Below are 13,017 nucleotides of genomic sequence, written 5' to 3' on the forward strand. Positions count from 1 at the left end.
GGGTTCAGGTTCGCTGAGCCCGATCAGTAATGCCTTCCTCGCTATTGTATTTGCGCATCCAGTCAGCAATGACTGTGGCTGACAGGGGCTTGCTGTAGTAGTAACCCTGTCCCTCACTACAGCCCTGGGCGACGATATAGGCTTCCTGTTCAGCTGACTCAACACCCTCTGCAATCACTTCCATGTTCAGACTGCGCCCCAGCTGAATGATGGCGCGCACGATGGTTGCGTCGTCTTCGTCGACCAGCACATCCAGAACGAAGCTCTTGTCGATCTTGATTTTGTCCAACGGCAGGCCGCGCAGGTAGCTCAGAGAAGAGTAGCCGGTACCAAAGTCGTCAATGGCAATCAATACGCCGGCCTTTTTCAGTTTGGTGAGATGCCCGGCGGCTGCCGCAATATCTTCCATCAAGCCGGTTTCCGTCACTTCAAGCTCAAGGCTGTGCTCTGGCAGGCCATAACGTTGCATCAGATTGGTCACCACCCGTGACAACTCACTGTGGTGTAGTTGTACCGTGGACAAATTGACGGCCATGCGCAACTCGGTGAAACCGGCATCCCGCCACTCGCGCAATTGCTGGCAGGCTCGATCCAGTACCCACTCGCCAATATTGATGATGCAGCCGTTCTGCTCGGCCAGCGGAATGAACAGATCCGGTGGTACCAAACCGCGCTCTGGATGTTGCCAGCGAATCAAGGCTTCAACGCCTACCACGCGATGGGTGCTGTAGCTGATTTGGGGTTGATAGACCAGGTGGAATTCGTTGCGCTCCAGAGCACCGCGAAGGTCCTTGTCCAGCTCGCGCCGAACACGCATTTCGCTGTCCAGACTGGCAATGTAGAACTGGTAGCGATTACGTGATCTGGCCTTGGCCAGCATCATGGTCTGTTCTGCCTTTTGCAGCAGTTTTTCCGCGTTGTCGCCGTCATCCGGAAAAAGCGTTATACCAATAGTGGCGCGCAGGCTAATGTTGTGTCCGCCCAGCTCAAAGGGGCGACCCAGGTCGTCGAGGATGGTCTGGGCCAGTTCGGCGGCCTCATAGGGTTCATTGATACCGGTTTGAATCAGGGCAAATTGGTCGCCACCGAGTCTGGCCAGGCTGCCCAGACGGCCGCTATTGGCGCGCAGGCGATCGGCCACGGCAACCAGCAAGCTGTCACCGGAATGGTAGCTGAACTGTTCATTGACTTCCTTGAAGTCGTCCAGGCCGCAGCACAGTACGGCTACACCCCGTTGGCGCCGTCCGGCGTCAGTCAGGATGCGGCTCAATTGTTCCTGTAACATGCTTCGGTTTGGCAGGCCGGTCAGATTGTCATGCTGCGCCATGCGCAGCAAATTGGCTTCGGCTTCACGTCTGCGATGATGGTTTCGCTCAATAGAATCAAGCAATTCGTTGGCTTTACTGATCCAGATGCCCAGCTCATTTTTCTCTTGGCCGGCAATCATCGGAATGTGCATCTTGCCCGGTTGGTCGGGATTGATATCAGCGATATGGGCAATGATTCTTGACAGGGGTTTGGTCAACAAAAGGTGGTATATCAGGTAGAGCACCATGGCCATGGCAAAGGCCCTGAGCATTCCTGAGATCATGATGATCAATGAGCGTTGCAGAAACTCGTTGCCATAGGGGGCGGTATCCAGGGTCAGGCGAAGATCACCGTAGTATTCGTTATAGGGCGCGCGCCCAAACAGCTCGATGCTGTAGCTTTGCTCGACGCCAAACAGCCAATCAGTGATGGCCCGATGGGGCGTACTTGCAAGCGGACTTTCACGGCTGGCCAATGGCGGCTCATCGGGGTGGCCGATGGCAGCAAAGCGCACAGCACGATGTTCAAACAGGCCCTCAATCACCTGCAGCGCCATTTCACGGTCCAGACTGTAAACGGCCTGGGTCGCCGGGTCTCTGGACATCGCCAGAATCTGCGCGGCGGTACTGTCGATCAGGTTCCGCTCCTGGCGCAGATCATAGAGTATTTGCGCAAAGCTCAGCACCACGCCGACCAGCAATGCCCAAAGCAGTACCAGTCTCAGGAGTTTGATGGACAGACTATGTCGACGCTCGAGTTTCAAGGTGGTGTTATTCCAGCGCTTTATTACAAAAGTTGTCTTGCATAATCACGGCTGCAGCATGCCAATGCAAGCCCCCCGAGAGAACGTGTGAATGCCCATTGAGTATTGTTCAAGAACCGGCTGCGGTCAAAAGGCCATCAACTGCGGGAGCTGAAATGCAACACCCCGCCGAAGCGGGGTGTTGATTGGTGCAGAGCGCTGGATCAGGCGGCGAAATTCTTGGCCACGAAGTCCCAGTTGACCAGGTTCCAGAATGCCTCGACATACTTGGGGCGAGCATTGCGGTAGTCAATGTAGTAGGCGTGTTCCCAGACATCGCAGGTCAGCAGCGGTGTATCACCCGAGGTCAGCGGGCAGCCGGCGCCGATGGTGCTGGCCAGAGCCAGGGAGCCGTCAGCCTTCTTGACCAGCCAGCCCCAGCCGGAACCGAAGGTACCAATGCTGGTCTTGCTGAACTCTTCCTTGAACTTGTCGAATGAGCCAAAGGCCTTGTTGATGGCTTCGGCCAGGGCGCCAGTGGGTTCGCCACCGCCATTCGGGCTCAGACAGTTCCAGTAAAAGGTGTGGTTCCAGATCTGTGCCGCATTGTTGAAGACGCCGCCGGTAGAGCTCTTGATGATCTCTTCCAGGCTTTTGCCTTCAAACTCGGTACCGGGTACCAGGTTGTTCAGGTTCACCACATAGGTGTTGTGATGTTTGCCATGGTGGAAATCCAATGTTTCCGCAGAAATGTGCGGCTCAAGGGCGTTCTTTTCATACGGCAGAGCAGGTAATTCAAAAGCCATGGTTTATCTCCATCTTCAGGTAACGGAATCAGGAAACGCATTGCACGCGCATACGCATCCCTTTGTGACCGGCGACTGCGTGACGCAAAGTCAGTCAGCTGTTTGACGCCTCTTGTTAAGCAGGGCGCTGCCCGTCGCAATGATCGGGGGTAATGGATAATAGCACTGCATGCAGTTGCTATCCACGGAACAAGCATGTGGTTATAGCTCGGATCAACTGATCTCGATTTGCCCGGACCCGGGAAGTCTTTCAATACAACGAGCACCCATTAACCGCGAGGGGGTGAAATAGCCGGGAGCCGATGTGTTCTCAAGTACGTGCTTAACCGCCATCAGCGTGCCGTGCACGGTAACGTCGTAGCCGTTGGCGGTTTGCACCCGGGCAACGACTTTTTTGCCGGCGCGGTTTTGTGCCTCGCCCCAAACGTAGGTGGGTGCGTTGGCGCGCTGTTCCTGATCCGGTCCTTGAACCTTGCGGCCAATCAGGTATTTCAGCAGGGCCTGAATGGGGGACAGTCCCAGCAGCGGGCGGAGTACGTCCAGACGGCGCAGCCGCAGGGCGGCACTGGGCGCCATGGGAATATAAACCTGGATATTGTCGATGCCAGTTGAAAACCAGGCAGTGGCAATATCGCCCCAGGGAATGGTGACCGCATGCTTACTGCCATTGCCGAAATCGATTTCGCGACTTTGCCAGGCCATGGGAACCGAACGGATCTTGTCTTTTTCGCGCACTTTGCCACCCAGCTTCAAACCTTCGACCGAGGTTTTCGCTGTGCCGGGCGAAAAACCACTGCGGCTGTCAAAGCCCAGAGCCAAGTGGTCGGCGTCATGCAGTGCGGCTTTCAATGTCGCTGCCAGGCAGTCGGTGGGAATGACATCAAAACCTACCCCCGGGCATATGACGATATTGGCCGCAACGGCCTCATTATGACGCTGCTGGGCGGCAATAAAGACATCAATTTCACCGGTAATATCCAGATAGTGGCAATGATTGGCCAGGCAAGCATCAATCATCGGCTGACTGGTGGCAGAGAAGGGGCCAGCGCAATGCGCTACCGCCTGAATACCATTCAGTCCCTGACAGGCGGCCTCGGCATCATTCAGATCAAAGATCCGATGGGTCAGTTGCAACTCTTCAGCCAGCGTGATTACAGCTGCTGAGTTACGCCCCGCCAGTATAGGCGTCATACCTTGTTTAACTGCCTCTCTTGCCAGCAGCTCGCCGGTATAGCCGTTGGCACCGTAAATCATCCATTCACCCATGCATCTTCTCCGTCTGTCTTTGCTGGCATTGCCCAGTTTGCATCGAGACTAACTGCTCCGACTGTGCAGCGCTAGTAGCAGGCGCAGGCTATGATGTGGCAAAGCAAAACTAATCCAAGGGGTGCAGATGCGTATTATGGTAACCGGCGCCAGTGGCTTCATTGGCGGACGCTTTGCTGCCCACGCGCTGCAGCAAGGCTATGAGGTGGTGTGCTGTGGCAGGCAATCACGGGCGATGAACTGGCTGGCTGCGCGGGGTGCCGTGTGTCGAGCGGGTGATCTGCTTGACCCGGCCTTTGCGCTGGCTGCCAGTCAGGGTTGCGAGGCGGTGGTGCATTGCGCGGGGGCCGTCGGCACCTGGGGGTCCTACGCACATTTCTATGACGCCAACGTCACGGTCACCGAGCATGTTCTGGCTGCAATCCAGGCCAATCAGGTGCGTCGCCTTGTGCACCTGTCATCCCCTTCCATCTACTTTGACGGGCGCAGCCATCGGGATATTCGCGAGGATTTCCTGCCGCCCCGTTTTTTTGATCACTACGGCGCGACCAAGTGGCTTGCGGACCAACGGGTGTTTGCCGCAGGCAAAGCCGGTCTAGAAGTCATAGCATTGCGTCCGCGATTTGTTATTGGCGCAGGTGATACCTCGATTTTTCCGCGTTTGCTCAGGGCTCATCAGAGCGGGCGGCTGAAGATCATTGGCCGGGGTGATAATCGCGTCGATCTGACTCCGGTCGAGAATGTCAGTCATGCCATGCAACTGGCTCTGGAGGCGCCGATCAGCGCCTTGGGGCGGGCATACAATATAAGCAATGGTCAGCCCGTTGCCTTCTGGCCGAGCTTCAATCGGCTATTGGAGCAGCTTGATTTGCCACCGCTGCAACAGCGTGTGCCCTTTGCGCTGGCCTATCTGATGGCCAGTCTGGCCGAGTTGGCGGCGAAACTGAAGAAAGGCCAACCTGAGCCGCCGATACTGCGCTTGGGTATAGCGGTCATGGCCCGCGACTTCAATCTGGATATCACTGCTGCCCGCGATAGGCTCGGATATCAGCCAGTGGTGAGCACTGAGCAGGGGCTCGAGGCCTTTGGCAACTGGTGGAGGGCCGGTATGCCGTCACTGGCGGACTACCTGCCCGCGGTAAATGCGCACGGCAGCTGAGGCGTTACGCATGGCCTCGCTAGGGACCTCAAAGGTCGGGTCGGGTACTTGCTGCAACAGCCGTTGACGGGAAGCAATAGCACCTTGGCCCATTTGCGGCTCTAGGTTGTCTTCGGTCTTTGGCTGGGTCATGTCAGCCAGACGCAGGCCCAATTCGCGGATATCGCCTTGTTGGCTGTCCCGACTCAGGCGAATCATGTGCTCAACGGCGTCATCCTCGCTCAGCCGTACAGTCACCCCCAGCTCCTGCTTGAGGCGCCGACGCAGGGCGGTCATGCATTCCAGTGTCATTCTGTTGAATTGTGCTTCTGCGATCATGATGCTTCCCCCAATGGTTCAACGTGGCGCACGGGGCCGACGTTCTAGCCAAGCATGGGTTTAACAAGCAGAATGTGTACCAGTTTTGTTAATGACTGATTTTTCGTGGCCTGCAAAGGAAACGTATGCACGGGTTTTGTGGTCAAAAGGGTCTCGCGTGCTTTGCCTTGGTGCAGCCTGCACCGCTCTGGCGCGATACTTTGCGGCTGTTAGTCCCATGAATGAGAGCATCAGGAGCGGTGAATGAAGCAAGATGATCTGGAAGGCGATTTGCCGAGTTTCAGAGCAACGGATGATCATGACCCGGTTTTTGACCAGGGGTCTATTGATGGGTCGCAGGGAGTTTCCCGAGACCCTGTGCGCAGCCCCGAAAGGTTCGTGCAGTCCGGGCAATCCGGTACCGGGCCGCTCTGGGCCCTGACAGTCGCACTGGCTTTGGTCTTGTTGGGTTTTGTTTACTGGAGCCATCAACAACAAACCCAGTTACGCCAGCAACTGGTCGCCACGCAAAACAGTTTTGCCCGCATCAGCGAGGACGCCGCCGGTCAATTGCAGGATATCACCGGCAAGGTCAGTGCTACCGAATCATCCTTGTCCGAGGCCGAGCAGGCTCGGCGCCAGCAGTTGCAGGCCCTGGGCGTGCAACTGGCCGATCTGGTCAAGCGTGTTGACGAGCAAAGCCAGGCACTACAGGGGCTGACCGCCAGGAGCACAGAGTTTGATACTGAGCTTGAGCAACGGCGCAATAGCGAAGGGGCTCTGAATGAGCGTGTTGACGCACAGAATCAGAGGCTGGAGCAGTTACAGCAGAGCGTGAACGCAGATCGTCAGACCCTGGAGCAGGTTGAGCAGGCGCTGACTGAGACGCAGAGCAGTCTGGCGGTGCTGACCAGGGTTCAGTCAGCGTTGACGAGCCAGAGCGATAGCCTCGCGGCACTGCGAAGTCGTGTGGATCAGCTAGCCAGTCAACAGTCGAGCAACAGCATGGAACAGGAGCTGCTGGTGTTGCGCTCGGAGTTTGAACAGCGGTTGACAGCCAACCAGGACGCCTTGCAGTCGATCGACAGCTTCCGGGTACAGGTCAATCGCAACATCAATACCCTGCAAACGCAGCTCAACAACCTGCAGCAGCAAGTCAACGCGCCCTGATGAACTACCTGGCGCATCTGTTTCTGGGGCCGCATGAAGCTGAGCCGGCGCTGGGTAGTCTGCTGGGTGATTTTGTTCGCGGCCCGGTACAGGCGATAGCCCTCCCGGCGGGCGTGCGTGAGGGTATCTGGCTGCATCGACGGATTGATGCCTTCACCGACGCGCACCCGCTGGTACTGGTCAGTCGACAAAGAGTCAGTGCCGAGCGGCGGCGCTATGCGGGCATCATGATCGACATGTTCTATGACCACTTGCTGGTCAGGCACTGGTCTCGCTTTTCCAGTCAGCCGATGCCCGCGTTTACCGCGCAGATGTATAGCTTGCTGCTGGCACAGCAGGAACTGATACCGACCCATGCACTGCCGGTGATCCGGCGCATGGCCGAGCAGGATTGGTTGAGCAGCTATGGACAATTGCCCAGTCTGCACCGCGCGGTCAATGCCATTGCCGGGCGCTTTCGGCACAGCAATCCGCTGCCGGGTGGCGTGGATGAATTGGAGCGCTGCTTTGCGGGATTCGAAGCCGACTTTCTGGCCTTTATGCCCGAGGTGATAGCGTTTGCCAGGGATCAGGCGGCGGAGCTTAACAGCGCGGCAGGGGAGTCCTCGGTCAGCTTGCAATCCAACCCCAATGCCTGAGTGACAGCGGCATGGGTTTCGCGGGCCAGTTGATTGCGGTTGCGATCGGTGCTGGTTTGCACTGGCAAAAAGTGCAGATCCACCTGGAGCGTCTCAGAGCCTAGCAGGCTGAGTAGATGGCGACTGAACTCATCATCATCAATGAATGCGGCCTGACGTGCCGGTTGGCCTTGGCTGCGGTAACGCAAGGCGATCGGCTGTACCGGTGTGTTGGTATCAATGGCGCAGGATAGCAGCCGACCGTGGAAGGCTCTGACCCGGTCACCCAGCGTGGTTGTTCCTTCGGCAAAGATGACCAGGCTGTGGCCATTACTCAGCGCCTTGCCGAGCTCACCTTGCAAAGCGCTACCCGAGCCCGCTCCACGTTGAATGAATAATGTACCCGCTGCTTGAGCCAGCAAACCTATTACTGGCCAGTGCCGGACCTCAGCCTTGGACAGAAAATGGACCGGTGCATGGGCGGCAATCAGCGCAATATCGAGCCAGGACACGTGATTGCTGACCAGCAGGTGGGTGCCCTGTGCAGCCTGTCCATGCACGGTGATCTGCAAGGGCAAGAGCATCAGCAATCCTTGCATCCAGTGGCGCATCAGGCGCTGTTGCCAGACGGCAGTTTGTTCAGGGCGCCAACGATGTAGCGTTAGCACTATCATCGCCATCACGAGTCCGACTCCGAGCCACAGGCAGATGGCCGGCACTCGCCAGAGTTGTCTGAGGCGTCTCGCTAACATTCCGCTTAAGCCTCAGGCTGTCTTGAAGTGACGGGCATAGCGCGGGCAGAGCTGTTCGCGGCGCAGCAGGATAAATACATCAGCCACATTGAACTCGGGATCCCAGCAGGGCTCGCCACAGATTTTTGCGCCCAGTCGCATATAGGCCTTGAGTAGCGGCGGTAATTGGGCTGTGACGTTCTCCGGCAAATCCATCGCGGGGATCGGCAGACGCGGAATGGCATTCAGCCACTCACGGCACAAATAGCGTTCGCGCAGGCGCTGCATGATGGCATGAGCCTGCACACCACCGTCACCCATGCCGACACTGGCGCAGCCCATCAACCAGGCGTAATGCCGCTCGTTCATCAATTGCGCGAGCCCTGACCAGAGCACGGAAATGGTTGCCCCGCTGCGGTAGTCGGGATGCACGCAGGTGCGTCCGATTTCAAGAATGTCGCCACGCAGTTGCTGCAGGCCGACCAGTTGGAATTCACCCTCGCTGTAGAAACCGCCAGCTCGGCGCGCGCGACTGCTGTCCAGCAGACGTGTGGTGGCTACCACCTGACCGCTCAGTACATCTCGGACGACCAGGTGCTCGCAATGCAGGTCGAACAGGTCCTGATCCAGCCCGTTTTCCTCGGTATGCAGTTGGGCACCGCATTCTTCGCTGAACACCTGAAAGCGCAAGGCCTGAGCAGCCCTGAGCGTTTCATGCTCGGTCACCAGCTCCAGACTCAGGTGGCGGGATACTGTTTGATCAGTTGCAAGCGCAGCATGGGACATGACGAACCTCCGATGGCAAAGCCTCTTGTTGTTTCCTGATTGAGGCTATGGCATGCCGGTGTCAGTCATGTGACGCTTTCGTGGCGGGGCTGTGACAGTCGGATCGAGCATTGATACAGGTCAGTATGTCTGTGTTCATGCTGCTTTATAAAGTCCGCCGTTGCATCCGGCAGCGTCTACTTCAGGAGAGAATCATGGCCAGCGTGGCAAGAGTGCTTTTTGACAACGGACCGCACAAGGTTTTGTGTTTTGATCAACTGGTCACCGGCGACGGCGTGCAGTCCAACCAGTTTCTGATCATTGATCATGATGAACATGCGCTGCTTGATCCGGGCGGCGACCTGACCTACATGCCGTTGTCGTTGGCATTAAGTCGCTATATTCCTTTGCAGAAGCTGACCTATGTGTTTGCCTCGCACCAGGACCCTGACATCATTGCTTCGCTGGACAAATGGTTTCTGCATACCGATTGCAAGGTGGTGTGCTCCAAGTTGTGGGCGCGTTTTCTGCCGCACCTCTCGGCCGGTTTTCTCAGTCGCGGCCAGGGCATGGCAACCACGGAGAGGATGATTGCGGTGCCCGACAAGGGTATGGATATTCCGCTTGGCAAGAGCACGCTGAAAATCCTGCCCGCGCATTTCTTGCATTCGGTGGGCAACCTGCATTTCTATGATCCGGTCAGCGGCATTCTGTTTTCCGGTGACATGGGGGCATCCATGCTCGATGATGCTGACCCGGTCAGCCATTTTGCCGAGCACCTGCCGAGCATGGAGGGCTTTCACCGCCGTTATATGGCCGGCAACAAGGCCTGTCGTCTGTGGGCCAACATGATTCGGACGCTCAAGCCGGCAATGATGGTGCCACAGCACGGGCGCCCCTTCGTTGGCCCTGATATGATCAATGCCTTTCTTGACTGGATCAGCCAGTTGGAGTGCGGTATGGATCTGCTCGATCAGACCCATTACCGGATTCCCTGAGCCCTGACTATGGAGCGATATGACTGGCGAGCTCTTTCCCTGGCATGCAGGCAACCGGTTTCAGTTGCTGATTGATGGTGGCGCCTTCTTTCCGGCCGTGCTGCGGGAGATTGAGGCGGCCCAGTCACAGATTGATATCGAGCTGTATTTGTCCAGTTCAGGTCAGGCCAGCCAGCGCATCATCAGCGCTTTGCTTAAAGCGGTCAGTCGCGGCGTGCAAGTGCGCCTGATGCTCGATGCAGTGGGCTCCAAGGAGCTGGCCAACAAGGAACGTGCGCAATTACGTGATGCCGGAGTCGCGTTGCGTTTCTACAATCCGCTACGTTGGTTTGCCGGCAGTCGCAACCTGCACCGTGATCATCGGAAGTTGCTCGTGTTTGATCAGCGCGTCGTCATGGTCGGTGGTATGGGTTTGACTGACGAGTTCTGTCAGCCGGATAAGCAGGGTCAAGTTCACTGGCACGAGCAGATGCTGCGGGTTGAAGGCCCGGTTGTTGAGGATTGGCAAACCCTGTTTGAGCGTCAGTGGCGGCTCTGCAGGCGCGCTGGCCTGCCGCCCATGCTACGCCTGAGTAAACGCTCGGGACGGGTGCCTGCGCCGCCCCAGGGTGATGAGGGTCTGGCCCGTGTTGCCTATATCGACTCACGGCATGTGAAAGAAATGGTCAGTTGCTTGCTGGCGGAAATTGCCCGGGCTGAGCAGCGTGTCTGGTTGGCTACGCCGTATTTTCTACCCAACTGGCGTATCCGTCGGGCTCTGAAGCGAGCGGCTCGACGGGGGCTGGATGTGCGTCTGCTGCTCTGTGGTCAGCAAATCGACCATCCTGCCGTGCGTTATGCCGGACAGCGCTACTACCGCACCTTGCTCAAGGCTGGCGTACGTATTCATGAGTACCAGTCTCGGGCTCTGCATCTGAAAACCGCGCTGGTGGACAACTGGATCTCTCTGGGTTCATGCAATTTCGATCACTGGACGCTGCACTGGAATCTGGAAGCTAACCAGCAGGTGATTGATCAGGCACTGGCCGAACAGGTGGCGCAATACCTGTCCGAGGATTTTCAGCAAAGTACGGAATGGAGTTATTCGGCCTGGCAACAACTGGCCTGGCAGCACCGCCTGCAGATCGGCCTCTGGGGGCTGGTCAACAGACTGGTGATGCGCTGGTTTGGTATCAGATAAAGACCGCCGGGCGTTTCTCCATGAAGGCTGTCAGCGCCTCGCGCGCTTCGGGACCGGCCAGCAGCTCGGCAAAATGCTCGCCTTCGCGCTCCATCACCAGTTCTGCCTGGCTCGTCACCCCTTCCTTGATCAGTTGCTTGCTCAGGCGCACTGAGTTGGGCGGTAGTGCGGCCAGCTTCAGGGCAGCTTGACGAGCGGCCTGATGCACGGCATCACCATCAGTCAGGGCCTTGTTGGCCAAGCCTATTTCGGCTGCCCGCGCACCACTGATCTCTTCTCCGAGTAACAGCAGTTCCGCGGCCCGCAGATGTCCCAGCAGGCGCGGTAGCAGAAAGCTGGACCCCGCTTCCGGACAGAGTCCGAGGTTGACGAAGGGCATTTTCAGTCGGGCCTTCTCACCGACATAAACCAGATCACAGTGCAGCAGCAAGGTGGTGCCGACGCCGACAGCTGGGCCGTTGACCGCGGCAATCAAGGGTTTCTGGGCATGACAGATGGCCTTGAGGAAATGGTATACCGGGCTGTCGGGCCCTGAGGGTGGAACCGAAATGAAGTCGGCGACGTCATTGCCACTGGTAAAACAGCTGTTGCTGCCTTGGATAATCACTGCGCGAACACGGTCATCGTGCTGGGCGGCATTGATTGCCTCGGCCATGGCGCTGTACATGGCCCGGGTCAGGGCGTTTTTCTTGTCCGGACGGTGCATGCTCAGGGTCAGTACGCAGTCACTTTGTTCAATCAGCAGATGGTCTGTCACGGGGGGGCTCCAGTTAGTGGCTTGGATGCGGCATCAAGGACGTCGGTTGACGAAGGCCTCATCAATAATCTGGCGGGCAGCCAGTCCGGCCATGAAAAGCCGTTTGCGTACCTGTTCGATAAAGGCGGATGAGCCGCAGACTAAAGCCTGGGTGCGCCGCGAGACAAGTCGCAGATGTGCCAGATCGGCAGCCAGATTGGCCCTGTCGCCGAGATGAACCTCCAGTTGTGGGCTGTCCAGCTTCAACGCCTGCAAGCGATCGCCCCAGTAGCTGCCGGAACTGCCATGACTCCAGTGCCAGATCTGTATCGGTTGCCCATGACCCTCGAGCAAGGCCTGTCTGGCGATGGCCTGCAACGGTGCCAGGCCAGTGCCACTGGCCAGCAGTAACAGGGGCTTGTCCTGCCAGTCAGGGTCGTAGTGCATGTGCCCGCTGGCCGGAGACAGACTGAGTATGTCTCCGGCCTGGCAGGCAGCAATGGCGGTGCTGAACTGGCCTGCCGGGTGCAGACGCACATGGAATACCAGTTCGGGTTCGCTGGGCAGGCTGGCAATGGAGTAGGGGCGGCACAGTCCATTTGCCAGCCACAGCAGCATATGCTGGCCTGCCTTGACGCGCAGCGGCCGTTCTGGCTTCAAACGCAGGATCAGCACATCACCGGACAAATGAGACAGGCTGACTATCCTGGCGGCCATGCCGTCGCGGGATGGGTCATAGGGTTTGATCTGCATGGCTGAGTCGATTTTGCACTGACAGGCCAGCAGCCAGCCCGATTGCCGTTGCTCGACGCTGAGTTGAGCATGTGCGGCTGCAGGCACACGGCCGTCCAGGCTTTGCACCAGGCAGCTCTGGCAGTGGCCGGCGCGGCATGACCAGGGCAGGGCAATGCCATTTTCCAGCAAGCAGTCGAGCAGGTTGGCCCCCTCGTCAGCCTGCAGTGTTTGGTCTGGCAGGTGAATCTCAGGCATGGCGGGTCTCATCAACGGCGCATAGGTCGTGATCCCCTGCCTTGGCGGCCTGGATCACGTGGTCAGTAGGGTGAAAGCAAACTAGCACAAGATAAAGTCGGTCATGAAGGCTACCTCGCAGAACAAGCTCGGGTATAATCGACCACCCTGTTGTTCAAGGCAAGGCAGCCGTCTGCCGCCCTGTCTTGTCCGTGAATCCGGCAACGCCATTGGCCCGTTGGCCTGGCGCTCAGCCACCCGTCAGAGAAGAGG

The 13,017-nt window shown here is 57.8% G+C and carries 13 protein-coding genes; 5 read left to right on the plus strand and 8 right to left on the minus strand.

Annotated elements, in window-relative coordinates; translation table 11 throughout:
- Positions 1 to 4: 4 nt before the first annotated feature.
- The 3 genes from AC27HQ_RS04940 to AC27HQ_RS04950 all read right to left on the minus strand — a co-directional run bounded on the left by AC27HQ_RS04940 (position 5) and on the right by AC27HQ_RS04950 (position 4,122).
- Positions 5 to 2,071 (minus strand): putative bifunctional diguanylate cyclase/phosphodiesterase, encoded by a 2,067-nt coding sequence (locus AC27HQ_RS04940; RefSeq protein ID WP_487154926.1) that lies wholly within the window; start codon positions 2,069 to 2,071, stop codon positions 5 to 7.
- Between the two features lie 203 nt (positions 2,072 to 2,274).
- Positions 2,275 to 2,856 (minus strand): superoxide dismutase [Fe], encoded by a 582-nt coding sequence (gene sodB / locus AC27HQ_RS04945; RefSeq protein ID WP_487154927.1) that lies wholly within the window; start codon positions 2,854 to 2,856, stop codon positions 2,275 to 2,277.
- A 213-nt stretch (positions 2,857 to 3,069) separates the two neighbouring features.
- Positions 3,070 to 4,122, minus strand: coding sequence for a saccharopine dehydrogenase family protein (locus tag AC27HQ_RS04950; RefSeq protein ID WP_487154929.1), 1,053 nt, complete (start codon positions 4,120 to 4,122; stop codon positions 3,070 to 3,072).
- Positions 4,123 to 4,249: 127 nt separating this feature from the next.
- On the opposite strand from AC27HQ_RS04950, the gene AC27HQ_RS04955 reads away from it, so the two are divergent.
- A complete protein-coding gene (locus tag AC27HQ_RS04955; RefSeq protein WP_487154930.1) occupies positions 4,250 to 5,281 on the plus strand; it encodes an NAD-dependent epimerase/dehydratase family protein in 1,032 nt (343 codons plus the stop codon).
- Here AC27HQ_RS04955 and AC27HQ_RS04960 read toward each other — a convergent pair.
- A complete protein-coding gene (locus AC27HQ_RS04960; protein ID WP_487154932.1) occupies positions 5,237 to 5,599 on the minus strand; it encodes a hypothetical protein in 363 nt (120 codons plus the stop codon). The genes AC27HQ_RS04955 and AC27HQ_RS04960 overlap by 45 nt on opposite strands.
- A gap of 243 nt (positions 5,600 to 5,842) precedes the next feature.
- Here AC27HQ_RS04960 and AC27HQ_RS04965 point away from each other — a divergent pair, with 243 nt between their 5' ends.
- Both AC27HQ_RS04965 and AC27HQ_RS04970 read left to right on the plus strand, forming a co-directional pair.
- The gene (locus AC27HQ_RS04965) at positions 5,843 to 6,748 is read left to right on the plus strand and encodes an ATPase (protein ID WP_487154933.1); all 906 of its coding nucleotides are present in this window, start codon (positions 5,843 to 5,845) and stop codon (positions 6,746 to 6,748) included.
- Entirely contained in the window at positions 6,748 to 7,386 is a 639-nt protein-coding gene (locus AC27HQ_RS04970) for an acyl carrier protein phosphodiesterase (RefSeq protein WP_487154935.1), read from the plus strand. Before AC27HQ_RS04965 ends, AC27HQ_RS04970 begins: the two co-directional genes overlap by 1 nt.
- On the opposite strand, the gene AC27HQ_RS04975 is transcribed toward AC27HQ_RS04970, so the two are convergent.
- Both AC27HQ_RS04975 and AC27HQ_RS04980 read right to left on the minus strand, forming a co-directional pair.
- On the minus strand, positions 7,317 to 7,949 hold the full coding sequence (locus AC27HQ_RS04975; RefSeq protein ID WP_487154936.1) for a lysophospholipid acyltransferase family protein: 633 nt from the start codon (positions 7,947 to 7,949) through the stop codon (positions 7,317 to 7,319). The genes AC27HQ_RS04970 and AC27HQ_RS04975 overlap by 70 nt on opposite strands.
- A 180-nt stretch (positions 7,950 to 8,129) precedes the next feature.
- On the minus strand, positions 8,130 to 8,882 hold the full coding sequence (locus tag AC27HQ_RS04980) for a GNAT family N-acetyltransferase (protein WP_487154937.1): 753 nt from the start codon (positions 8,880 to 8,882) through the stop codon (positions 8,130 to 8,132).
- Positions 8,883 to 9,076: 194 nt separating this feature from the next.
- Here AC27HQ_RS04980 and AC27HQ_RS04985 point away from each other — a divergent pair, with 194 nt between their 5' ends.
- Positions 9,077 to 9,859, plus strand: a complete 783-nt coding sequence (locus tag AC27HQ_RS04985; protein ID WP_487154939.1) for an oxygen-binding di-iron domain-containing protein — start codon at positions 9,077 to 9,079, stop codon at positions 9,857 to 9,859.
- Positions 9,860 to 9,878: 19 nt separating this feature from the next.
- Positions 9,879 to 11,039: a phospholipase D-like domain-containing protein gene (locus AC27HQ_RS04990; RefSeq protein ID WP_487154941.1), complete on the plus strand. Its 1,161-nt coding sequence runs from the start codon at positions 9,879 to 9,881 to the stop codon at positions 11,037 to 11,039.
- On the opposite strand, the gene AC27HQ_RS04995 is transcribed toward AC27HQ_RS04990, so the two are convergent.
- A complete protein-coding gene (locus tag AC27HQ_RS04995; protein ID WP_487154942.1) occupies positions 11,032 to 11,796 on the minus strand; it encodes an enoyl-CoA hydratase in 765 nt (254 codons plus the stop codon). The genes AC27HQ_RS04990 and AC27HQ_RS04995 overlap by 8 nt on opposite strands.
- Positions 11,797 to 11,829: 33 nt before the next feature.
- On the minus strand, positions 11,830 to 12,765 hold the full coding sequence (locus AC27HQ_RS05000; protein ID WP_487154944.1) for a 2Fe-2S iron-sulfur cluster-binding protein: 936 nt from the start codon (positions 12,763 to 12,765) through the stop codon (positions 11,830 to 11,832).
- Between the last annotated feature and the right edge of the window lie 252 nt (positions 12,766 to 13,017).

It is taken from the genome of Halopseudomonas sp. 4NH20-0008 (genome assembly GCF_057548395.1).

Excerpts from the sequence above, each read along its gene's own strand:
- AC27HQ_RS04965 (WP_487154933.1), top strand. The coding sequence starts at position 5,843 with ATGAAGCAAGATGATCTGGAAGGCGATTTGCCGAGTTTCAGAGCAACG.
- AC27HQ_RS04975 (WP_487154936.1), bottom strand. The coding sequence starts at position 7,949 with ATGCTCTTGCCCTTGCAGATCACCGTGCATGGACAGGCTGCACAGGGC.
- AC27HQ_RS04980 (WP_487154937.1), bottom strand. The coding sequence starts at position 8,882 with ATGTCCCATGCTGCGCTTGCAACTGATCAAACAGTATCCCGCCACCTG.
- AC27HQ_RS04960 (WP_487154932.1), bottom strand. The coding sequence starts at position 5,599 with ATGATCGCAGAAGCACAATTCAACAGAATGACACTGGAATGCATGACC.
- AC27HQ_RS04955 (WP_487154930.1), top strand. The coding sequence starts at position 4,250 with ATGCGTATTATGGTAACCGGCGCCAGTGGCTTCATTGGCGGACGCTTT.
- AC27HQ_RS04990 (WP_487154941.1), top strand. The coding sequence starts at position 9,879 with ATGACTGGCGAGCTCTTTCCCTGGCATGCAGGCAACCGGTTTCAGTTG.
- AC27HQ_RS04950 (WP_487154929.1), bottom strand. The coding sequence starts at position 4,122 with ATGGGTGAATGGATGATTTACGGTGCCAACGGCTATACCGGCGAGCTG.
- AC27HQ_RS05000 (WP_487154944.1), bottom strand. The coding sequence starts at position 12,765 with ATGCCTGAGATTCACCTGCCAGACCAAACACTGCAGGCTGACGAGGGG.
- sodB (WP_487154927.1), bottom strand. The coding sequence starts at position 2,856 with ATGGCTTTTGAATTACCTGCTCTGCCGTATGAAAAGAACGCCCTTGAG.
- AC27HQ_RS04970 (WP_487154935.1), top strand. The coding sequence starts at position 6,748 with ATGAACTACCTGGCGCATCTGTTTCTGGGGCCGCATGAAGCTGAGCCG.
- AC27HQ_RS04985 (WP_487154939.1), top strand. The coding sequence starts at position 9,077 with ATGGCCAGCGTGGCAAGAGTGCTTTTTGACAACGGACCGCACAAGGTT.